Here is a 22,242-nt window from a genome sequence, read left to right as displayed (position 1 = left end):
ATCCGCGCGACCTCGACCGTGCGGGCCGCCCTCGGCCTCGATTGACGAATCATGCAGAACACTGCATACTCATGCAGAAGTCAGTCTGTGATGGTCTGAGTGCACCCACACCCTCCCGAGGAGCGACGCGAGTGAGCAGCAACAGCGGTGACGTACGGCTCTGGGGCGGCCGTTTCGCCGACGGTCCCGCCGAGGCCCTGGCGAAACTGTCCGCGTCCGTCCACTTCGACTGGCGGCTCGCGCCCTACGACATCGCCGGTTCGCGCGCCCACGCGCGCGTGCTGCACAAGGCGGGGCTGCTCACCGACGACGAGTTGACGGGCATGCTCGGGGGCCTCGACCGGCTGGCGGCCGACGTGGCCTCGGGCGACCTCGTGGGCACCATCGCCGACGAGGACATCCACACCGCACTGGAGCGGGGCCTGCTGGAGCACCTCGGTCCCGACCTCGGTGGCAAGCTCCGGGCCGGCCGCTCCCGCAACGACCAGGTGGCCACCCTGTTCCGGATGTACCTGCGCGACCACGCCCGGATCATCGGCGCTCTGATCGCCGACCTCCAGGACGCCCTGATCGGCCTGGCGGAGGCCCACCCGGACGTGGCGATGCCCGGCCGCACGCACCTCCAGCACGCCCAGCCGATCCTGTTCGCCCACCACGTCCTCGCGCACGTACAGCCCCTGACCCGCGACGCCGAGCGCCTGCGTCAGTGGGACGAGCGCACGGCCGTCTCGCCGTACGGCTCGGGAGCCCTCGCGGGCTCCTCGCTCGGCCTGGACCCCGAGGCGGTCGCCGAGGACCTCGGCTTCGAGCACGGCAGCGTCGGCAACTCCATCGACGGCACGGCCTCCCGTGACTTCGTCGCCGAGTTCGCCTTCATCACCGCGATGATCGGCGTGAACCTCTCCCGGATCGCCGAGGAGATCATCATCTGGAACACGAAGGAGTTCTCCTTCGTGACGCTGCACGACGCGTTCTCCACGGGCTCGTCGATCATGCCGCAGAAGAAGAACCCGGACATCGCGGAGCTGGCGCGCGGCAAGAGCGGCCGGCTGATCGGCAACCTGACCGGTCTCCTGGCCACCCTCAAGGCCCTGCCCCTCGCGTACAACCGCGACCTCCAGGAGGACAAGGAGCCGGTCTTCGACTCCTGCGACCAGCTGGAGGTCCTGCTCCCCGCCTTCACCGGCATGGTCGCCACCCTCACCGTCCACCGCGAGCGCATGGAGGAACTGGCCCCGGCCGGCTTCTCCCTCGCCACCGACGTCGCCGAGTGGCTGGTCAAGCGGGGTGTGCCGTTCCGGGTGGCGCACGAGGTCGCGGGCGAGTGCGTGAAGGCCGCCGAGGCCGAGGGCAAGGAGCTGGACGAACTGACCGACGACCAGTTCGCGAAGATCTCCGCCCACCTCACCCCCGAGGTGCGCTCCGTCCTCAACGTCGCCGGCGCCCTCGCCTCCCGTGACGGCCGCGGCGGTACGGCGCCCAGCGCGGTCGCCGTCCAGCTCGCGGAGCTGAAGGCGGACGTGGCCGTCCAGCACCAGTGGGCGAACGCCAAGAAGAAGGGCTGAGGGCAGCGCCCCGCGAGGGGCGCGGTTCCGTACCGGCGTGCGGCTCCGCGATGTGGGCGCTCCGCCGCGCGAGCCGCCGCCGTGTGCCCGCACTCGCCGAAGCACCGTACGGGCCTGCCCCGAGGTGAAGGTCATCGCGGGTTACGTTGGTCGCAAGCCGTACCCGAGCCGACCGAACGGAGCCGCGATGCCCTTCGCGCGACTGGCCACCGCGACCACCCCCACCTGCCACCTCGGACTCGGTCTCGCGGCCGTCGGCCGCCCCGGCTACATCAACCTCGGCCGGGACCACGACCTCGGAGCGGACCGCAGCGTCGAGGCGCTGCGCGCCCGCACCCACGAACTCCTCGACGCCGCCTACGCCCAGGGCGTCCGTTACTTCGACGTGGCCCGTTCCTACGGCCGTTCCGAGGAGTTCCTCGCCGACTGGCTGGCGGCCCGCCCCGGCCTCGACGACATCGTCGTGGGCAGCAAGTGGGGCTACACCTACACCGCCGACTGGACCACGGACGCCGAGCGGCACGAGGTCAAGGACCACGGCGTCGCGACGTACGAGCGGCAGCGCGCCGAGACGGCCGCCCTGCTCGGCGACCGTCTCGACCTCTACCAGATCCACTCGGTGACCCCCGACAGTCCGGCCCTCACCGACAAGGAACTCCATGCGAAGCTGGCCGAGGCCACGGCCGGGGGCCTCACCGTCGGCTTCTCCACCAGCGGCCCCGCCCAGGCCGACGCCATCCGCGCCGCCCTCGCCGTCGAGGTCGACGGCGTCCCCCTCTTCCGTACCGTCCAGTCGACGTACAACGTCCTGGAGACCTCGGCCGGTCCGGCTCTCGCCGAGGCCCACGACGCCGGACTCACGGTGATCGTCAAGGAGGGCATGGCCAACGGCCGTCTGGCGGAGCCGCACGCGCCGGACGCCCTCAGGGCGGTGGCCGAGGACGCCGGGCTCGGCTGTGACGCGGTCGCCCTCGCGGTGATCCTGCGGCAGCCGTGGGCCGGGGTCGTCCTCTCCGGCGCCGCGACCGTCACCCAGCTCACCTCCAATCTGCACGCGGCCGTCGCGACCTCGACGAGGACCGGCTGGCCCGGCTCGCCGCGCTGACGGAGGAGCCGGGCGCGTACTGGGAGCGGCGCGGCCGGCTGCCCTGGCACTGAGAGATCACCACGGAACGACCACGTATGAGACGAACACGCTCTCGATGAGACGTTGATGTCTCACATGGGTTACTGTTGTCTCATGGCTGTCGATCGTGACCATGTGCTGCGCAGTGCCGCGGCCCTGCTGACCCGGAAATCCACCGCGACCATGGACGAGGTCGCCAAGCCGCCGGCATCAGCAGGGCCACCCTGCACCGGCAGTTCGCCGGACGCGACGTGCTCGTACGCGCGCTGGAGGCGCTCGGCATCCAGGAGTGCGAGGCGGCCCTGGAGCGGGCCCGCCCCGACGACGGCCCGGCGAGCGAGGCCGTCCGCCGCCTGGTCCGCGAGATCGAACCCGCCGCCGCCCTGCTGGCCTTCCTCTACAGCGAGAACCAGCTGTTCGAGGGCGAGGAGCAGAACGCGGGCTGGGCCAGGATCGACGACCGCATCGCGGCCCTGTTCCGGCGCGGCCAGTCCGACGGCGAGTTCCGCATCGACCTGACCCCGGCCTGGCTCACCGAGGCGCTGTACGGCCTGCTGGCCTCCGGCGCCTGGGCGGTCACGGAGGGCCGCGTCGCCCGCAACGACTTCACGCACATGATCGTCGAGCTGCTGCTCGGCGGCGCACTGAGGAGAGAGGAATCATGACCAGCACGTTGCAGCCGGTGGGCCCGGACGAGGCAGTGAAGCGCCCCGGCCGCTGGCTCGCGCTCTCCGTCCTCGTGTTCGCCGTACTGCTGGTGGCCGTCGACGCGACCGTACTCGGCCTGGCGACCCCGTTCATCAGCGAGGACCTGAAGCCCTCCGGCACCCAGCTCCTGTGGATCGGCGACGTGTACTCCTTCGTCATCGCCGGTCTGCTCGTCTCGATGGGCAGCCTGGGCGACCGGATCGGCCGCAAGCGCATCCTGCTCGTAGGCGCCACCGCCTTCGGCGCGATATCCGTGCTGAACGCCTACGCGACGACACCGGAGATGATGATCGCCGCCCGCGCGCTCCTCGGCGTGGCCGGCGCCACCCTGATGCCCGCCACCCTCGCCCTGATCCGCCACCTCTTCCACGACCCGCGCGAGCGGAGTCTGGCCGTGGGCATCTGGGGCGCGACGGCCTCCGCCGGCACGGCGGTCGGCCCGGTCGTCGGCGGCTTCCTCCTCGAACACTTCTGGTGGGGCTCGGTCTTCCTCATCAACCTGCCGGTGATGGCCGTCCTCGTCGTCGTCGGCATCCGGACCCTGCCCGAGTCCCGCAACCCGAACCCCGGCCCCTGGGACCTGGTCAGCGTCCTGCTCTCCCTCGTCGGCATGATCGCGGTCGTCTACGCCGTCAAGGAGGCCGCCACCCACGGCCTCACCTGGGCCACCGCGGGTGCCGCCCTGCTGGGCGCGGGGGCGCTGTACGGCTTCGTCCGCCGTCAGCTGACCCTGCCGGTACCCCTGCTGGACATGCGTCTGTTCCGCAACCGCGGCTTCAGCGGCGCGGTCCTGGCCGACCTGCTGACCGTCCTCGGCCTGTCCGGCCTGGTCTTCTTCCTCTCCCAGTACCTGCAACTCGTGCAGGGCAGGCGCCCGTTCGAGGCGGGTCTCGCCGAACTGCCCGCCGCGGTCGGCGCGGTGGCGGCCGGTCTGGTCGCCGGCCACGCGGCCCGGCGTTTCTCGGTCCGGGCGGTGGTGTCGGGCGGCCTCGCGGCGATCGGCCTGGCGCTGGCCGCCCTGACGGTGATCGACGAGAGCACCGGCTATCCGCTGCTGGGAGCGTCCCTGCTGGCCGTCGGCGTGGGTGCCGGCTTCTCGTTCACCGTGACGGCCGACGTGATCCTGTCCTCGGTTCCGAAGGAGGAGGCGGGGTCGGCGTCCGCGGTCTCGGAGACGGCGTACGAACTGGGCGCGGCCCTCGGCATCGCCGTACTGGGCTCGATCGTGACGGCTGTCTACCGCGACTTCCCGTCCCCGCCGGGCACACCCGAGGGCGCGCACGAGTCGCTGGGCGGGGCGGTCGAGGTGGCTTCGGCCATGCCGGCGGCCACGGCCCAGGAGATGCTGGCGTCGGCACGAGAGGCCTTCGTCAGCGGACTGGGTCTGGCGGCGGGCGCGGGCGCCGTGGTGCTGCTGGCTACGGCGGGCGCGGCATGGGTACTGCTGAAGGGCCAGAAACTGGACAGCTCACGCTGAGGGTGACGAGGCCGGGGGGCACGACCACGGCGCGCCCCCCGGCCGTCCGACCGTCCCCGCCGGAGACCTACGCGGCCTTCGCCTTGGTCGCGTACATGTCCACGTACTCCTGTCCGGACAGTCGCATGACCTCGGTCATCACGGAATCCGTCACCGCCCGCAGTACGTACCGGTCCCGGTCCATCCCCTCGTACCGGGAGAACTCCATCGCCTCACCGAAGCGGACCGTCACCTGCGAGGGGCGGGGCATCCCCGAGCCGCCCGGCTGGATCTTGTCCGTGCCGATCATCGCGAAGGGCACCACGGGCGCGCCGGTCATCAGGGTGAGACGGGCGATGCCCGTACGGCCCCGGTACAACCGCCCGTCGGGGGACCGCGTGCCCTCGGGGTAGATCCCGAAGACCCGGCCCTCCTCCAGGATCCGGCGCCCGGTCATCAGGGCGGCGACCCCGCCCTTGCCGCCGTCGCGGTCGACGGGGATCATGCCGACACCGATGAAGAACCAGGCCATCAGCCGGCCCTTGAGGCCCTTGCCGGTGACGTACTCGTCCTTGCCGATGAAGAAGACCTGCCGGTCGCAGACCAGCGGAAGGATCATCGAGTCGATGAAGGTGAGGTGGTTGCCGGCCAGGATGACCGGACCGTCGCCCGGGATGTGCTCCACGCCTTCGACCCGGGGTCGGAACATCAGGCGCATGACCGGTCCGAGCACTGCCTTGATGAGCGCGAAGCGGGACAACGGGCCCTCCGATAGCGGTATGAGTATGTGCAGGTGAGGACGATACTCGCGCCGCCGGGGGCGGCGCACATCGGGTTCACCGAGGTCTTACGCACTATTGACCTACGTTTACCCGTACGGCCGGTCCGTCGCGGGCCCGACACACGGGCGGAACGTGGTGGCGGCCGGCGCGACCCGAAGGGGCCGTGCGTCCCGCACCTGCTCCGCGCGGCCGGCCGGGCACGGCCGCGGCCGGTACCGATCGGCTACCCCGCTCCGCGCCGCCGAATCGGACGCCCCGTCATATCGTCGTGCGATACACGCCATCCACCGTCACCCGCGTGTTCGGATCGAGGTCTCCCGGCCGTCATGTCCACGCACCTACGATCGGCGCGCACGGGACGAGCCGATGGCAGGAGGACCCTCATGGGTACACAGGAGTCGCAGCACTCGAACACCCGGGCGAGCGGAACCGGACGGCGGGCGTTCCTCGGAGCGGCCGCGCGATCGGCGCCGCCGGAACGACCCTGGGCCTCTCCGGCACGGCGAGAGCCACCGAGGCCCGGCGTGGCGGCAAGGGCATCGAGAGCCTGCCCGTGCCGACGATCATCGGCCACCGCGGCGCCAGCGGCTACCGGCCCGAACACACCTTCGGCGCCTATCAGCTCGCCCTCGACCTCGGCGCCGACATCGTCGAGGCCGGCGACCTCGTCCCCACCAAGGACGGCCATCTCGTCTGCCGCCACGAACCGGAGATCGGCGGCACCACGGACGTCGCGAGCCACCCCGAGTTCGCCGGCCGCAGGACCACCAAGGTCCTCGACGGCGTCTCCACCACCGGCTGGTTCACCGAGGACTTCACCCTCGCCGAGCTGAAGACGCTGCGCGCGACCGAGCGCATCCCCGCCAACCGCCCCCACAACACCCTGTACAACGGCCGCTGGGAGATCCCCACCTTCGAGGAAGTCCTCAGGTGGCAGGACGAGCAGACCCGCAAGCGCGGCAAGCAGGTCTGGATCTACCCCGAGCTGAAGCACCCCACCTACTTCCGCAAGCTCGGCCTGAGCCTGGAGGAGCGCGTCGCCAGGCTGCTCCGCAAGCACGGCAAGGACGGCAGGAACGCGCCGGTCATCCTCCAGTCCTTCGAGCCGACCAGCATCCAGCGCCTGAACAAGATGGTCGGGAACCCGCTCGTCGTCCTGCTCTCCGGTGCCACCACCCGCCCCTGGGACTTCGTCGAGACCGGCGACCCGCGCACGGTCGCCGACCTGGTCACCGCCAAGGGGCTGCGGGAGATCGCCGGCTACGCGCAGGGCATCGGCCCCACCCTCGACCTGGTCGTCCCCAAGGACGCGGCCGGCAACCTCACCACGCCGACCACCCTGGTCAAGGACGCCCACGCGGCCGGCCTGATCCTGCACCCGTACACCCTGCGCAACGAGAACCCCTTCCTGCCCGCGAACTTCCGCAGGGGCACCGACGCGGACGCCTACGGCGACGTCTTCGGCGCCTACAAGGCGTACTTCGCCACCGGCATCGACGGCGTGTTCACCGACCAGCCGGACACCGGCCGCCTCGCCCGCGAGGACTTCGTCAACGGCTCCTGACCCCGTTGGGGTGACAACCGGCCGCCCGGGCAACTCACCGCCGGGCGGCCGCGTCGTGCCGCACATGACGTACGACATGCTCGCCGCCCTGCGCCCGCTGCTCACCGCGGAGGCCGACGCCGAGGCGCACGCCACCGGAACCGAGCCCGCCGACCTCGAACAGGCCGTCTGGCTGCGCCTCCTGGAACACCTCGCCACCGACAACCCGCCCGTCGACCCGCAGGGCTGGCTGCGCCGCGCCGTCCGGGCCGAGTCCCGCCGCAACCGCCGTACGGCCCGGCGGGAACGGGGGTACGTCGGCGACGACCCGGCCGAGGACGGCGACCGGGGTCCCGAACAGACCGTCCTCACCGCCGCCCGCCACCGCGCGCTGCGCGACGCCGTCCACCGGCTGCCCGCCCGGTGCTCCCGGCTCCTGGACGCCCTGCTGTCGCCGGAGGACCTCACGTACCGCGAGATCGCGGGGGAGTTGGGTATCTCACAGGGGAGTGTCGGACCGGAACGCTCCCGATGTCTGGGATGTCTGCGACGTCTGCTCCCGCCGGAGGTTGCGGCCCGCGAAGTGCGGGGATAGGAGTGTAGGACCACAGGCGATCAGGTGAGCGGGAGGCGTGCGCATATGGGCATGAGCGTGACCATCTCGGTGGCGACCGAGCAGGATGCCGAGCAGATCTTCAGGCTTCAGTACCTGTGCTTCCAGGGCGAGGCGGCGCTGTACGGCAACTACCGCATCGCCCCCCTGGTCCAGACCCTGGACTCCGTCCGGCAGGAGCTGGCCTCCGACTGCGTCTACGTGGCGCGGCTGGGCGAGGAGGTCGTCGGCTCGGTCCGCGGCACGGTCACCGAGGACGGCGCGGCCTCCATCGGCAGGCTCTGCGTCCACCCCCGCCTCCAGGGCCACGGCATCGGCGCGAGGCTGCTGCGGGCGGCCGAGTCGGCGCTGGCCGGGGAGCGCGGTGCCACCAAGTTCCGTCTCTTCACCGGCCATCGCAGCGAGGGCAACCTCCGCCTGTACCGTCGCGTCGGCTACCGGACGGTGGGCACGTCCCAGGGCTCGGACGGCGTCCCGATGATCGTCCTGGAGAAGCCGGCCGACGAGTTCGCCACCACGGCCTGAGCGACGCCGGGCTCAGCCGGCCTGCCGCGCACGCGCCTTCCGCAACCAGAAGAGAGCGGTCAGGGGCAGCAGCACGGGGATGAACACGTACCCCATCCCGTAGTCCGACCACACGGTCGAGTCCGGGAAGGCGTCACGGTCCACCAGGGTCCAGGTGCCCACGACCAGCACACCCGCCAGCTCGGCGGCGCAGCACACCTGCGCCGCCCTGCGTGCCGTCTCCCCGCCCCGCACCAGCGAGTACGTGATGAAGCCGTACACCAGACCGGCCACCGCGGACAGCGAGTACGCGAGCGGCGCCCGGTCGAACTCCGTCGCGATCTGATACGCCGAGCGCGACACCGCGCCGACCACCATCACGCCGTAGAACCAGACCAGCAGCAGGCCGGGCCCGCCGATCAGCCGCGCCGGCTTCTCCTCCACGGCCGTCACCTCAGCCTCCCCAGATGTCATGGAGCCGCACCTGAAGGACGGCGAGGACGACCCCGCCCGCCGCGACGGTCACCGAACCCCACCGGGTCCGCTCGCCCAGGGACATGAACCCCGCCGCCGGAACGCACGAGAACGCGCCCAGCAGGTACGCCACGAAGATCGTCGTGCCCTGCGCCGGCTCCTCGCCCCGCGCCACGTGCACGATCCCGACGACCAGCTGGACCAGCGCCAGCACCGAGACCACGGCCATCCCGATGAAGTGCCAGTCCTTCGTCGGCTGGTCACGGTAGGCCGCCCAACCGCACCAGGCGGCCAGCAGCAGTGCGGCGACACCGGTCACCAGCGTCAGGACATCAAGCATGCAGTGACCTTATTACGGCCGTATGGACCCTCCGCGGCCGGGCCCGAGCCGCGGGGAGGCGCTCGGACGACGACCGTGGCGTTGGCCACAACCCACCCCGCCCGTGCACCCGGCACCACCCCGCGATGAAGACCCGTCAGCCTTGTCCGCACTGGTCACCGGCGGAGGAACACGGTCTTCCGTATGCGTGCGCGCACTGTCCACGGCTGTCCGCCATGTGGACGGATCGGCGTTGTCAGGACCGTGGGTCTGCTTTACTGATCGCATGACCACGACGAGCAGCCGCACCTTTGCGACCGAGGCGACCCTGACGCCCGGTGCTCGTTGTATGTGTCGAATGTGCGCCTTCTAGAGGGCCCCCGCACCACCCAGAGCTCGCGCCCCGAAGCGAGACGCCGTGGCACGTCCGTACGCCCCGAGTACGTGACGAGACGCCGCCCGCGCACATGTTCTCCCCCCGGTTCCATCGCCACCGCGAGAACCGTGTCGCGTCCTGACCGAATGCACCCGTGCCGGGCACACCCACGCCCGCGCACTCGACAGTGACGGAAAACCCACGTGATCACCACCACGGGCCTGACCAAGATCTATCGGGCCGACCGCTCGCGCGGCCGTGAGGTCACCGCCCTCGACGGCGTCGATCTGCACGTCCGCGAAGGCGAGGTGTACGGCGTCATCGGCCAGTCCGGCGCCGGCAAGTCCTCGCTGATCCGCTGCATCAACCTCCTGGAACGCCCCACCTCCGGCACGGTCACCGTCGCCGGCCAGGACCTCACCGCCATCGCCGGCCGCGGCCCGCGTGCGGGCCGGGAACTCCGCGAGGCGCGCAGCCGTATCGGCATGGTCTTCCAGCACTTCAACCTGCTGTCGTCGCGGACCGTGCAGGACAACGTCGAGCTGCCGCTGGAGATCCTCGGCAGGTCGGGGAAGGAACGCTCCCGCAAGGCGCTCGAACTGCTCGACCTCGTCGGCCTCGCCGACAAGGCGGGCGCCTACCCCGCCCAGCTCTCCGGCGGTCAGAAGCAGCGCGTCGGCATCGCCCGCGCCCTCGCCGGCGACCCCAAGGTGCTGCTCTCCGACGAGGCGACCAGCGCGCTCGACCCGGAGACCACCCGCTCGATCCTCCAGCTGCTGCGCGACCTGAACCGCCAGCTGGGTCTGACGGTCCTGCTCATCACCCACGAGATGGGCGTGGTGAAGTCGATCTGCGACTCCGCCGCGCTGATGGAGCGGGGCCGCGTCGTCGAGTCCGGCACGGTCAGCGAGCTGCTCGCCACCCCCGGCTCCGAACTGGCCGCCGCGCTCTTCCCGGTGGGCGGCGAGCCGACCGGCGACGACCGGACCGTCCTCGACGTCACCTTCCAGGGCGAGGCCGCGACCCAGCCGGTCATCTCCCAGTTGTCGCGCACCTACAACATCGACATCTCGATCCTGGGCGCGGCCATCGACACCGTCGGCGGCCTCCAGGTCGCCGGATGCGCATCGAACTGCCCGGCCGCTACGAGGACAACGTGGTGCCGATCGGCTTCCTGCGCGAACAGGGTCTTCAGATCGACGTGCCGGGCGCCGCCGCCGAGCGGTCCCCGCTGGTGAAGGATGGTGCCAAGTGACCTGGTCCGAGATGCAGCCCCTGCTGGAGCAGGCGTGTTGGGACACCTTCTACATGGTCGGCTGGTCCACGCTCATCGCCGTCGCCGGCGGCCTTCCGCTCGGCATCCTCCTCGTCCTCACCGACCGGGGCGGCCTGCTGCAGAACGTCGTCGCCAACAAGGTGATCGGGCAGGTCGTGAACATCGCCCGCTCGATGCCGTTCATCATCCTGATGGTCGCGCTGATGACCTTCACCCGCTGGGTGACCGGAACGACCATCGGCCGCGAGGCCGCCATCGTGCCGTTGGCCATCGGGGCGATCCCCTTCTTCGCGCGCCTCGTGGAGATGTCCGTCCGCGAGGTGGACGGCGGGCTGGTGGAAGCCGTGCAGTCCATGGGCGGCAGCACCTGGAAGATCGTCCGCAGCGTGCTCGTCCCCGAGGCGCTGCCGTCCCTGATCTCCGGCGCCACCACCACCGTCGTCGCCCTGATCGGCTACTCCGCGATGGCGGGCACCGTCGGCGCGGGCGGCCTGGGCGACATCGCGATCCGCTACGGCTACCAGCGCTTCGAGACGGGCCTGATGTGGACCACCGTCGCCATCCTGGCCGTCGTCATCTCCCTGCTCCAGTTCGGCGGTGACCTCGCGGCCCGCTCCCTGCACCGGCGCACCGGCAAGGGCGGCCCGGTCCTCCTCTTCCGGCCGCTGAGCGGAATCTTCCCCGGCACGGTCGCCACCGACGCCGTGAAGAAGAGCTGAACCGGACCCCACCCACCGCCCCCTCAGTTCTCCCCGCACACCCACAGCGGGGACGTATCACCTCAGGAAAGGCACTTTTCGTGCGTAACACCGCCAAAATCACCACCGCCGTCCTCGCCGCCGGAGCCCTCACCCTCGGGCTCGGCGCATGCGGCTCGGACAAGGACTCCGGGTCCGCCGCGGCCGACACCAGCGGACCGCTGGTCGTCGCCGCCAGCCCCGTCCCGCACGCCGAGATCCTCACCTTCGTGAAGGACAACCTGGCCGAGGACGCGGGCCTCGACCTGGAGGTCAAGGAGTTCACCGACTACGTCACGCCGAACACGGCGACCGAGGACGGCTCGGTGGACGCCAACTACTTCCAGAACCAGCCCTACCTCGACGACTTCAACCAGAAGAACGGCACCCACGTCGTGCCCGTCGTCACGGTCCACCTGGAGCCGCTCGGCCTCTACTCCCACAAGTTCAAGAGCGTCGACGACCTCAAGAGCGGCGCGACCGTCGCCGTCCCGAACGACACCGTCAACGAGGCGCGCGCCCTGAAGCTGCTCGCCGCGAACGGCCTCATCACGCTCAAGAAGGGCGCGGGCAACTCGGCGACCCCGGCCGACATCAGCGAGAACCCGAAGAACCTCAAGTTCAAGGAGCTGGAGGCGGCGCAGACCCCGCGCTCCCTGGACGACGTGGACGCCGCCGTCATCAACGGCAACTACGCCATCGAGGCCGACCTCAAGCCCTCGAAGGACGCCCTCGTCCTGGAGTCCGCCACGGACAACCCGTACGGCAACTTCCTCGCCGTCAAGGAGGGCAACGAGGACGACCCGCGCGTGAAGAAGCTCGCGAAGCTCCTCACCTCCCCCGAGGTCAAGAAGTTCATCGAGGACAAGTACGCCGGCTCCGTCATCGCGTCCTTCTGAGGCGCCGACCCCACGGGGGAGAGCAGCATGCGCAAGACCCTCGTCGCCGGGTCGGCCCTGGCCCTGAGCCTCGTGCTCGCCGCCTGCGGCTCGGGTTCGGGCTCCGGCTCGGGCTCCGGCTCCGGTGACGGCGGTGGCGCCGACGACACGCTCGTCGTCGGCGCCACCGCTGTCCCGGCCGGCGAAGTCCTGACGTACATCAAGGACGAACTCGCCGCGCAGGCAGGCCTCGACCTGGAGATCAAGGAGTTCACGGACTACGTCCTGCCGAACACCGCGCTCCAGGAAGGCTCGCTCGACGCGAACCTGTACCAGAACCAGCCCTACCTGGACGACTTCAACAAGGCACAGGGCACCGACCTGGTGTCGGTCGTCAAGGCCTACCTGCCGCCCATGGGCGTCTACTCCAAGAAGGTCGATGACGTCCGCGACCTCGCCGACGGAGCCACCGTCGCCGTACCCGCCGACACCACCAACGAGGGCCGCGCCCTCAAGCTCCTCGCGTCCCAGGGCGTCATCACGCTCGAGGCGGACGCCGGAGCGGACGCGTCCCCCGCGGACATCAGCGAGAACCCGAAGAACCTCGAGTTCAAGGAGCTGGAGCCCGCCCAGCTGCCCCGCTCGCTCGACGACGTGGCCGCCGCGGTCATCAACAACAACTACGCCCAGGACGCGGGCCTCAGCCCCACGAAGGACGCCGTCCTCCTGGAGTCGGCGAAGGACAACCCCTACGCCAACCTCCTCGCCGTCAGGCGCGGCGACGAGGACGACCCGCGGGTCCGCAAGCTCGTACGGCTCCTCACCTCCGCCGAGGTGAAGAAGTTCATCGAGGACAAGTACCAGGGCTCGGTCCTCCCGGTCACCTCCGGCTGACCCCGCGCGCACCACGTCCGCGCCTTCGGCAGGTGCGGACCCCGTGGTGCGACCCGGTGCTTCCATGCTGCATGCTGAACAGCTCAGCGGGCCTGACGGTCAGCCAGGTCGGACCCTGACGGTTTCGAAGGTTACGGAGCGGCGCATGACGAGCACCTTCCCCAGCATCTCCATCAGCACGGAGCGGTTGGTGCTGCGTCCCCTCGACGAGGACGACGTACCCGCCCTGGCCGAGATGATGAACGACGAGCAGGTCACGGCCTGGACCTCCGTCCCCCACCCCTTCACCGCGCGCGACGCCCGCACCTGGATCTCCGAGTACGCCCCCGCCCAACGCGCGTCCGGACGCGGACTCGACCTCGCCGTCACCGAGTTCCTCACCCAGCGGCTCGTCGGCGTCATCCAGCTCGGCAAGACCAACTGGCACGTACGGTCCACCGAACTGTCGTACATCATCGCCCCCTGGGCCCGCGGCGAGGGCTATGCCTCCGAGGCCGCGCTCGCCACCGCCCAGTGGCTGCTCACCGACCAGAAACTCGAACGCATCGAGCTGCGCACGGCCGCCGACAACACCGCCTCGCAGCAGGTCGCCCAGAAGATCGGCTGTATCAGCGAGGGCGTCCTGCGCGGCGCCTGCATAGCCCGCGTCCGCGCCGACGACGGCACCTGGAGCGAGGCGCGCACCGACTTCATCGTGTGGAGCCTGCTCCCGGAGGACATCGAGGGCGCCGGGGAGCACCTCACGGAGAGCGGCGGCTACCCGTCGTACGCCGACTGGAACTGACCCCGGGGTCACCGCACCGCCCCCGCCCGGCCCCGCGCGACCAGGTACTCTCACCAAGCCCGCCAGCCGCGTAGACCCACGGGAGACTGACGACGATGGCCGACCGCGTCACGGTGATCGGCTGGGACGGCTCGCCGCTGACCGCCGCCGCCCGTTCGGCCCTGGGCGCCGCCACCCTCGTGGCCGGTGCCGCCCACCACCTGGCGCTGCCCGAGGTGCCCCCCGCCGCCGAGCGCATCCGCCTCGGCAGCGTCGCCCTCGCCGCCCGCCGCATCGCCGGCCACCGCGGCTCGGCGGTCGTCCTCGCCGACGGCGACCCCGGCTTCTTCGGCGTCGTACGCACCCTGCGCGCACCCGAGTTCGGCCTGGAGGTCGAGGTCGTCCCGGCCGTCTCCTCCGTGGCCGCCGCGTTCGCCCGGGCCGGCATGCCCTGGGACGACGCCGAGGTGACCGTCGCCCACCGACGCACCCTGCGCCGCGCGGTGAACGTGTGCCGGGCCCACACCAAGGTCGCCGTCCTCACCTCGCCCGGCGCCGGCCCCGCCGAACTGGGCCTGCTCATGGAGGGCGTCCACCGGACCTTCGTCGTCTGCGAGGAACTCGGCACCGACCGCGAACAGATCAGCGTCGTCACCTCCGAGAAGGCCGCCGACCACGCCTGGCGCGACCCCAACGTCGTCATCGTCATCGGCGGCACCGCGGGCGTGCCGCCGTCGAGCGACGGCGGCTGGATCGCCGGCCGCGACCCGGGAACCGGCCCACGCGGCTGGACCCTGCCCGCCGGTGAGTACGGCGGCGGACTGGGCGAGGGGGAGGCCGAACTGCTCCGGGCCGCCCAACTCGCCCGTCTGGGACCACGGGTCGGCGACCTCGTCTGGGACATCGGCTGCGGCAGCGGCGCCTTCGCGACCGAGGCCGCGCGGGCCGGAGCGGCCGTCATCGCCGTGGACCGCGCCATGGAGGCGTGCGCCCGTACCGACGCCGCCGCGCGCCGCTTCGGCGTGCAGCTCCAGATCGTCCGCGGCACCGCCCCGCACGTTTTGGAGGACCTGCCCGAACCGGACGTCGTCCGCGTCGCCGGCGGGGGAGCGGCCGTGGTCTCCGCGGTCGCCGACCGCCGCCCGCAGCGGATCGTCACCCACGCCATGACCCGCGACGCCGCCGAACTCGTCGGCCGCGACCTGACCGAGCACGGATACCGCGTCGAGTGCGCCCTCGTTCAGTCCGTCGAACTCGACACCCGGGTCTGGACGGAGACGGAACGGAGCGTGGCGTTCCTGCTCAGCGGGGTTCTGCCGGACCGGTCGGCCTGACCCGGTTTGCCCTCCCCGTGATCCTGTTGTCCTACCGCGCGCGGTAGGCTGGCCGATCGTCGTACCGCATCCGGTCGCCCGGCTTTTCGTCGGTCAATGTCCGGAAAACGCATCCGTTTTGGGGTGGGTGTGGTACGGCAGAACCTGAGGGCGCGCAACGTGGCGCAGTCCACAGCGGAGCGTCGCGGATCAAGCTGTCGCGACGCGGCAACGACCGCGACAATGCCACTGAATGGCTTTGTCGTCTTTTTCGTGCGGGTCGTTCGTGCCGCTGGGCGCGGACGCTCGTTCTTCACTACGGGGCGGTCGGTGCGCCGTTCCGGGTGAGCTGGTCGTAGGAGCACTAACCGATGGGCGAGGGGTACGCATGACCGACACCGGCCAGGGCCCGGGCGAGGGACTGCCGGAGAGCACAGGCATGGTGGATCAGCAGGGCGTCCCCGCGCCCGGCGCGTACACCTACCTCTCCGAGACCACCGCCGAGGACGAAGACCTGTTGCTGCTGCCCGGCGCCCAGAGCGCCTGGGGCAACGAAGTCGCGCCGCCCGCCCCGGAGCCGGTGGTCGAGGCGGTGCACGAACCCGGCCCGCACGAGACGGCGGGCCGCGACAGCGGTTCCGTAGACCTCAGCGCCGTCCGCCTCCCGAACCCGTCGGTGCCGCCCGCGGCACGCGCCGCCCCCTGCACCTCGGCCCGCCCATCCCCGACACCTCCGCGAGCCCGGTCCGCTCCCTCGCCGACCGCGGTCCCGCGGGCGCGCCGGTACGGCACCCGGGCACGCCCACGTCCGGAACCGAGTACCTCGACGCCCAGCACCTGCGCGAGATGCCTCCGCAGAGCGCGGCACCCTGGGGCGCCCAGGCGGCCGTAGAGGCGCCGGTCGCTGCCGGGGCGGCCCCTGCGGAAACGGTTGTTCCGGCGGCCCAGCAGCAGCCCGAGCAGAGGGGCGCGGCCCAGGCGGTCATGGCCCACCCGGACACGGACACGGGTGCGCCGCAGCCGGGGATCCTCACGCAGACGCCCCTGGCACCCGAGGCGGCCGAGCCCGCGTACGCCGGTGAGGGCGCCGAGGCGACGGGACCGGCGGTCCCGGCCGAACCCGCCGGTGTCGTGCCCGGACCGGGCCCCGAGCCGGTGGCACAGATCCCCGAGCCCGTGCGGGAGACCGCGGCGCCCGATGCCACGCCCGCCCCCGACACGGACGCGATCGCCGCCGAAGGGGTACCGGCGCCCGCAGTCGAGGCGGCCGAGGAGCCCGTGGAGATGCCCGCGGACGTGCCCGCCCCGGAGGCGGTCCAGGCCCCCGAGGCTCCGGCGCCGACCGCGATCCCCGAGGCGCCCGTCGCCGAGGGGGCGCAGACCCCGGAGGCTCCGGCAGCCGCCGTACCCGTCACTGCCGAGACTCCCGGGGCCGCCCCGGCGCCGGACCCCGTACAGGCGCAGGAGCCCGCCGGTGTGCCCACGCCCGAGGCCGTAGCCGTGCACGCTCCGGAAGCTGACCTTCCGCCGGTCGTCCCGCAGGCCGCTCCCGATCCGGGCCAGGCACCCGAGTACGGGGTGGCGCCCACGGCCGAGGCGCCCACGGCCGAGGCGCCCGCCGCTCCGGCAGCGACGGCGCCCGCGCCCGCACACGAAGTGGCCCCCGCGCTGCCCGAGCCGGAGGCCACTGCCCCCGAGCCGGAGGCCACTGCCCCCGAGCCGGAGGCCACTGCCCCCCAGCCGGAGGCCAGTGCCCCCGAGCCGGAAGTCAGTGCCCCCGAGCCGGAAGTCAGTGCCCCCCAGCCGGAGGTCACTGCCCCCCAGCCGGAGGTCACCGCCCCCCAGCCGGAGGTCGCAGCCAAGGCGTCGGAGGACGCGGCCGAGGCACCGGCCCCGGAGGCTCCCGCTCCCGCTCCGGAGGCTCCCGCTCCCGCTCCGGAGATCATCGCGCCCGCACAGGCGTTCCCGGCTGCCGGAGTCCCGGCCCCGGAACCCGAGGCCCCCGCCGCCGAACCCATGGCCCTCCACCAGCCGGACGACCAGCCGGAGCCCGAGCAGGCAGCCCCCCAGCAGCCGACGGCGGAACTGCCCGCCGCGGAAACGGCGCCGGTGGAATCGCCCGCCGAGCCCGCCGAGCCCGTACAAAGCGCCCTGCCCACCGAGCACGAGCACGAGCCCGAGTTCGAGCCGTACCCCGCGCCCGGAGTCCACCCCACCCAGCCCGCGCCGGACATGCCCGCCGCCCCCGTCCCCGCAGCGGCGGCCGAGGAAGCGGCCCAGCCGGAACCGACGGCGGACGCCTTCGCCGCGGTCCCCACCGCGACCCGCGCCCGGGACCACCCCGGTCGCGCCGCCCCCGCCGCCCCGGTCGGCGGACATCCCCGCCCCCCGCGAAGCGGACTCCGCCGCCCCGGAAGCGCGGGCCGGGACGCCGGGCGAGCGTGAGTTCGAGCAGAGCGACCCGAACGTCGCACAGAACCCGGAGGACCTGGACACCAGGGCCGCCGACCAGGAAGAAGGCACGGCCGTCGTGGAAGAGGTACGGGAGTCCACCGGCCCGGCCGCCCCCGCGTACGCCGACGCCGAGCGCGAGGCCGTCCTGAAGGTCATGCGCGAGCGCCGGGACATCCGCAACGGCTTCCGCAGCGACCCCATCCCGCACGAGGTGCTGCTGCGGGTCCTGGAGGCAGCCCACACCGCGCCCTCCGTCGGCCATTCGCAGCCCTGGGACTTCGTCGTGATCCGCTCCGCCGACACCAGGCGCGCGATGCACGAACTGGCGATGCGGCAGCGGGACGCCTACGCGAAGTCCCTGCCCAAGGGCCGGGCGAAGCAGTTCAAGGAACTGAAGATCGAGGCCATCCTCGACACCCCGGTGAACATCGTCGTCACCGCCGACCCGACCCGCGGCGGCCGGCACACCCTCGGCCGGCACACCCAGCCCCAGATGGCGCCGTACTCCTCCGCGCTCGCCGTCGAGAACCTGTGGCTCGCCGCCCGCGCCGAGGGTCTCGGCGTCGGCTGGGTCAGCTTCTTCGACGAGCGCGAGATGGTCCGCGCCCTCGGCCTGCCCGAGCACCTCGACGTCGTCGCCTACCTCTGCGTCGGCTACGTCGACGAGTTCCCGGACGAGCCCGAGCTGATGCAGGCCGGCTGGGCCAAGCGCCGCCCCCTGTCGTGGGTCGTCCACGAGGAGACGTACGGCCGTCGCGCGCTGCCCGGCGAGGACCCGCACGACCTGCTCGCCGAGACCGTCGCCGGCATCCGCCCGCTGGACGCCAAGGCGCTCGGCGAGGCCTGGGAGCGGCAGAAGCGCATGACCAAGCCGGCCGGCGCGCTCGGCATGCTGGAGATCATCTCCGCGCAGTTGTCCGGCCTGTCCCGCCAGTGCCCGCCGCCGATCCCGGAGCCCGCGGCCGTCGCGATCTTCGCCGGCGACCACGGGGTGCACGCCCAGGGCGTCACCCCCTGGCCGCAGGAGGTCACCGCGCAGATGGTGGCCAACTTCCTGGGCGGCGGCGCGGTCTGCAACGCCTTCGCGAACCAGGTGGGCGCCGAGGTCTGCGTCGTGGACGTCGGCGTCGTGGCCGACCTCCCCGCGACTCCCGGCCTGCTGCCGCGCAAGGTCCGCGCGGGCACGTCCGACATGACGACGGGCCCCGCGATGTCCCGCGAGGAGGCCAAGCAGGCCATCGAGGTCGGCATCGAGACGGCCCGCGACCTGGTGGCGGCCGGCAACAAGGCGCTTCTCACGGGTGAGATGGGCATCGCGAACACCACCGCGTCCGCGGCCCTCATCTCGGTCTTCACGGGCGCCGACCCGGCCGAGGTCACCGGCCGCGGCACCGGCATCAACGACGAGACCCTCGCCCGCAAGACCGAGGTCGTCCGCCGCGCCCTGGAGGTCCACCAGCCGGACCCGGCCGACCCCATCGGCGTCCTCGCGGCCGTCGGCGGCTTCGAGCACGCGGCGATGGTCGGCCTCCTGCTGGGCGGCGCGTCCCTGCGTACGCCCGTGATCCTGGACGGTGTGAGCGCCGGAGCCGCGGCCCTGGTCGCCCGCGCGATCGCGCCCGAGGTCCTCGCGGCCTGCATCGCGGGCCACCGCAGCGCCGAACCGGGCCATGTCGCCGCCCTCAACAAGCTGGGCCTGCGCCCCCTGGTCGACCTCGACCTGCGCCTGGGCGAGGGCACCGGCGCCCTGCTGGCCCTCCCGCTGGTCCAGAGCACGGCGCGGGCGATGCACGAGGTGGCCACGTTCGACTCGGCGGGCGTGACCGAGAAGTAGAAAACGCCTCCGGGGTCGGGGGACATGCGCTCCTGCATCCGCCCCCCCCCGCCGTAGGCTGAACGCACCTCTAAAATCCGCACGTCAGGGCTGCTCCAGAGCCGCAGCGCCCACCCCGCTCGTTCGAGGAGCCGCCCCTCATGGCCGAACACCCCGCCTACCCCGTAGGCCTCCGCCTCACCGGCCGCCGTGTGGTCGTCATCGGCGGCGGCCAGGTCGCCCAACGACGCCTGCCGGCCCTGATCGCCGCGGGCGCGGACGTCCTCCTCGTATCGCCCGAGGCGACCCCCTCCGTGGAGGCGATGGCGGACGCGGGCGAGATCACCTGGGAGCGGCGGGTCTACACCCTCGGCGACCTCGCCGACGCCTGGTACGCCCTGATCGCCACCAGTGACCCCGACGCCAACGCCGCCGCCTCCGCCGAGGCGGAGCGCCACCGCGTGTGGTGCGTACGCTCCGACAACGCCGACGCGGCCACCGCCTGGACCCCCGCGACGGGCCACAGCGAGGGCGTCACCGTCGCCGTACTCACCACGGACGCCAAGGGCCGCGACCCCCGTCACACCGCCGCTGTCCGGGACGCCGTGGTCGAGGGCCTGCGCGACGGCACCCTCGTCGCCCCCCATCACCGCACCCGTACCGCGGGCGTCGCCCTCGTCGGCGGCGGTCCCGGCGACCCGGACCTGATCACGTCCGCGGCCGCCGCCTGCTCGCCGAGGCGGACGTCGTCATCGCGGACCGCCTCGGCCCGCGCGACCTCCTCGCCGAACTCCCGCCGCACGTCGAGGTGATCGACGCGGCGAAGATCCCGTACGGGCGCTACATGGCCCAGGAGGCCATCAACAACGCGCTGATCGAGCACGCCAGACAGGGGAAGTCGGTCGTCCGGCTCAAGGGCGGCGACCCGTACGTCTTCGGCCGGGGCATGGAGGAACTCCAGGCCCTCGCCGAGGCAGGCATCGCGTGCACCGTCGTCCCCGGCATCTCCAGCTCCATCTCGGTCCCGGGCGCGGCCGGCATCCCGGTCACCCACCGCGGGGTCGCCCATGAGTTCACCGTGGTCAGCGGCCATGTCGCCCCCGACGACGAGCGCTCCCTGGTCGACTGGGCGTCCCTCGCCAAGCTGACCGGCACGCTGGTGGTCCTGATGGGCGTCGACAAGATCGGTAAGATCGCCGAGACGCTGATCGCGCACGGCAAGCCTGCCGACACCCCGGTCGCCCTCGTCCAGGAGGGCACGACGGCGGCCCAGCGCCGCGTCGACGCCACCCTGGAGACGGTCGCCGAGACGGTCCGGACGCAGGAGGTCAGGCCTCCGGCGGTCATCGTCATCGGCGAGGTCGTCGCCGTCGGCCCGCGAACGTCGGCGTAACCGCCGGTAACAGACCCGTGCCGAGCCGTTGGCACCGAACTCAGGACAAGGCAGTATCACCTCTGTGGCCGATCTCATCACCGTTGAGGATCCCGACGACCCGCGCCTGCGTGACTACACCGGCCTGACCGACGTGGAGCTGCGCCGCAGGCGCGAGCCCGCCGAGGGCCTGTTCATCGCCGAGGGCGAGAAGGTCATCAGACGGGCCAAGGAAACCGGCTACGAGATGCGCTCGATGCTGCTGTCGTCCAAGTGGGTCGACGTCATGCGCGACGTCATCGACGAGCTTCCGGCCCCGGTCTACGCCGTCAGCCCGGAGCTGGCCGAGCGGGTCACCGGCTACCACGTCCACCGCGGCGCCCTCGCCTCCATGCAGCGCAAGCCGCTCCCGACCGCGACGGAGATCCTGCACTCCACGCGCCGCGTCGTGATCATGGAAGCGGTCAACGACCACACGAACGTCGGCGCGATCTTCCGCTCGGCCGCGGCCCTCGGCATGGACGCCGTCCTGCTCTCCCCGGACTGCGCCGACCCCCTCTACCGCCGCAGCGTGAAGGTCTCGATGGGCGCGGTCTTCTCCGTGCCGTACGCCCGCCTGCACACCTGGCCGAAGGGCCTCGACCTGGTCCGCGAGGCCGGGTTCACGCTCCTCGCCCTCACCCCCGACGAGAAGGCCAGCAGCCTCGACCAGGCGGCCCCGCACACCATGGACCGGGTCGCCCTCATGCTCGGCGCGGAGAGCGGCGGCCTGTCCACCCAGGCCCTGGTCGCCGCCGACGAATGGGTCCGCATCCCCATGTCCCACGGCGTCGACTCGCTGAACGTGGGCGCCGCGGCGGCCGTCGCCTTCTACGCGGTCGCGACGGGTCGTCCGCCGCTGTAGCGACCCGGCCGGCTATCCGCCGGACCGCTGCTGCCGCACGTCCGGCTCCACCTGCTGCTGATGCCGTACGACGCCGTTCTCACCGCCGAGTCCCCGGGCCGCACCCTGGCAGCCCTGGACGACCGCGATGCCGAGGGCCACGAGCAGCGTCACGACGACGAAGACGAACAGTCGCTGCCGCAGCAGCCGCGGATTGGCGGGCCGCCGCCCGGTCCCCGTGTTCCGCGACGCGGGCCGGCCGTTCCCGTTGCGCGGCCCGGGTCTGCTGCCGCTGCCGGAACGGGTGTTGCGCGAGGAGGACGTGTTCCGCCCGGCCGGGGTCGGCCGGGACCCCGAGCGCGACGACGGGTTGCCGCCCCCGCGCGAGGCACC

General features: G+C 72.3%; 13 protein-coding genes and 7 pseudogenes. 16 read left to right on the top strand and 4 right to left on the bottom strand.

What is annotated here, in order from left to right:
* Nucleotides 1–131: 131 nt before the first annotated feature.
* The 4 genes and pseudogenes from argH to BM536_RS19910 all read left to right on the top strand — a co-directional run bounded on the left by argH (nucleotide 132) and on the right by BM536_RS19910 (nucleotide 4,876).
* Nucleotides 132–1,565, top strand: a complete 1,434-nt coding sequence (gene argH / locus BM536_RS19925) for an argininosuccinate lyase (RefSeq protein WP_073492179.1) — start codon at nucleotides 132–134, stop codon at nucleotides 1,563–1,565.
* A 187-nt stretch (nucleotides 1,566–1,752) separates the two neighbouring features.
* A pseudogene (locus BM536_RS19920) lies at nucleotides 1,753–2,723 on the top strand (aldo/keto reductase).
* A gap of 82 nt (nucleotides 2,724–2,805) precedes the next feature.
* A pseudogene (locus BM536_RS19915) lies at nucleotides 2,806–3,356 on the top strand (TetR/AcrR family transcriptional regulator).
* Nucleotides 3,353–4,876: an MFS transporter gene (locus tag BM536_RS19910; protein WP_094103279.1), complete on the top strand. Its 1,524-nt coding sequence runs from the start codon at nucleotides 3,353–3,355 to the stop codon at nucleotides 4,874–4,876. Before BM536_RS19915 ends, BM536_RS19910 begins: the two are co-directional and overlap by 4 nt.
* A 67-nt stretch (nucleotides 4,877–4,943) precedes the next feature.
* Here BM536_RS19910 and BM536_RS19905 read toward each other — a convergent pair whose 3' ends face one another.
* Nucleotides 4,944–5,615 carry a lysophospholipid acyltransferase family protein gene (locus tag BM536_RS19905; protein WP_073492181.1) on the bottom strand — a complete coding sequence of 224 codons (672 nt, stop codon included), beginning with the start codon at nucleotides 5,613–5,615 and terminating at the stop codon, nucleotides 4,944–4,946.
* Nucleotides 5,616–6,020: 405 nt separating this feature from the next.
* Here BM536_RS19905 and BM536_RS19900 point away from each other — a divergent pair.
* The 3 genes and pseudogenes from BM536_RS19900 (at nucleotide 6,021) to BM536_RS19890 (ending at nucleotide 8,318) form a co-directional block, all read left to right on the top strand.
* Nucleotides 6,021–7,201, top strand: a pseudogene (locus tag BM536_RS19900) (glycerophosphodiester phosphodiesterase).
* Nucleotides 7,202–7,265: 64 nt separating this feature from the next.
* Complete coding sequence (locus BM536_RS19895; RefSeq protein WP_094103494.1) at nucleotides 7,266–7,775, top strand: RNA polymerase sigma factor; 510 nt, start codon at nucleotides 7,266–7,268, stop codon at nucleotides 7,773–7,775.
* A gap of 45 nt (nucleotides 7,776–7,820) precedes the next feature.
* Nucleotides 7,821–8,318: a GNAT family N-acetyltransferase gene (locus BM536_RS19890; protein ID WP_073492182.1), complete on the top strand. Its 498-nt coding sequence runs from the start codon at nucleotides 7,821–7,823 to the stop codon at nucleotides 8,316–8,318.
* A gap of 12 nt (nucleotides 8,319–8,330) precedes the next feature.
* Here BM536_RS19890 and BM536_RS19885 read toward each other — a convergent pair whose 3' ends face one another.
* Nucleotides 8,331–8,771 carry a hypothetical protein gene (locus BM536_RS19885; RefSeq protein ID WP_211362913.1) on the bottom strand — a complete coding sequence of 147 codons (441 nt, stop codon included), beginning with the start codon at nucleotides 8,769–8,771 and terminating at the stop codon, nucleotides 8,331–8,333.
* On the bottom strand, nucleotides 8,752–9,111 hold the full coding sequence (locus tag BM536_RS19880; RefSeq protein ID WP_073492184.1) for a hypothetical protein: 360 nt from the start codon (nucleotides 9,109–9,111) through the stop codon (nucleotides 8,752–8,754). The genes BM536_RS19885 and BM536_RS19880 overlap by 20 nt, the downstream gene beginning before the upstream one ends.
* 558 nt (nucleotides 9,112–9,669) lie before the next feature.
* Here BM536_RS19880 and BM536_RS19875 point away from each other — a divergent pair.
* The 9 genes and pseudogenes from BM536_RS19875 (at nucleotide 9,670) to BM536_RS19835 (ending at nucleotide 21,870) form a co-directional block, all read left to right on the top strand.
* Nucleotides 9,670–10,721 (top strand): annotated as a pseudogene (locus tag BM536_RS19875) (methionine ABC transporter ATP-binding protein).
* Nucleotides 10,718–11,461 (top strand): methionine ABC transporter permease, encoded by a 744-nt coding sequence (locus BM536_RS19870; RefSeq protein WP_073492185.1) that lies wholly within the window; start codon nucleotides 10,718–10,720, stop codon nucleotides 11,459–11,461. The pseudogene BM536_RS19875 and the gene BM536_RS19870 overlap by 4 nt, the downstream one beginning before the upstream one ends.
* Nucleotides 11,462–11,541: 80 nt before the next feature.
* Entirely contained in the window at nucleotides 11,542–12,378 is an 837-nt protein-coding gene (locus BM536_RS19865) for a MetQ/NlpA family ABC transporter substrate-binding protein (RefSeq protein ID WP_073492186.1), read from the top strand.
* A 27-nt stretch (nucleotides 12,379–12,405) separates the two neighbouring features.
* Nucleotides 12,406–13,251, top strand: a complete 846-nt coding sequence (locus BM536_RS19860) for a MetQ/NlpA family ABC transporter substrate-binding protein (protein ID WP_094103278.1) — start codon at nucleotides 12,406–12,408, stop codon at nucleotides 13,249–13,251.
* Between the two features lie 145 nt (nucleotides 13,252–13,396).
* Entirely contained in the window at nucleotides 13,397–14,035 is a 639-nt protein-coding gene (locus tag BM536_RS19855) for a GNAT family N-acetyltransferase (RefSeq protein WP_073492188.1), read from the top strand.
* Nucleotides 14,036–14,130: 95 nt separating this feature from the next.
* The gene (cbiE, locus tag BM536_RS19850; RefSeq protein WP_073492189.1) at nucleotides 14,131–15,348 is read left to right on the top strand and encodes a precorrin-6y C5,15-methyltransferase (decarboxylating) subunit CbiE; all 1,218 of its coding nucleotides are present in this window, start codon (nucleotides 14,131–14,133) and stop codon (nucleotides 15,346–15,348) included.
* 367 nt (nucleotides 15,349–15,715) lie between these two features.
* Nucleotides 15,716–19,615 (top strand): annotated as a pseudogene (cobT, locus tag BM536_RS19845) (nicotinate-nucleotide--dimethylbenzimidazole phosphoribosyltransferase).
* Nucleotides 19,616–19,755: 140 nt separating this feature from the next.
* Nucleotides 19,756–20,987: pseudogene (gene cobA, locus BM536_RS19840) on the top strand (uroporphyrinogen-III C-methyltransferase).
* 64 nt (nucleotides 20,988–21,051) lie between these two features.
* On the top strand, nucleotides 21,052–21,870 hold the full coding sequence (locus BM536_RS19835) for a TrmH family RNA methyltransferase (protein WP_073499937.1): 819 nt from the start codon (nucleotides 21,052–21,054) through the stop codon (nucleotides 21,868–21,870).
* A 12-nt stretch (nucleotides 21,871–21,882) separates the two neighbouring features.
* On the opposite strand, the pseudogene BM536_RS43000 reads toward BM536_RS19835, so the two are convergent.
* Nucleotides 21,883–22,242, bottom strand: a pseudogene (locus BM536_RS43000) (serine/threonine protein kinase); the annotation flags it as partial.

It is taken from the genome of Streptomyces phaeoluteigriseus, from assembly GCF_001896135.2.
Taxonomy (GTDB): domain Bacteria; phylum Actinomycetota; class Actinomycetes; order Streptomycetales; family Streptomycetaceae; genus Streptomyces; species Streptomyces phaeoluteigriseus.
This window is presented reverse-complemented; position numbering and strand designations above follow the sequence as displayed.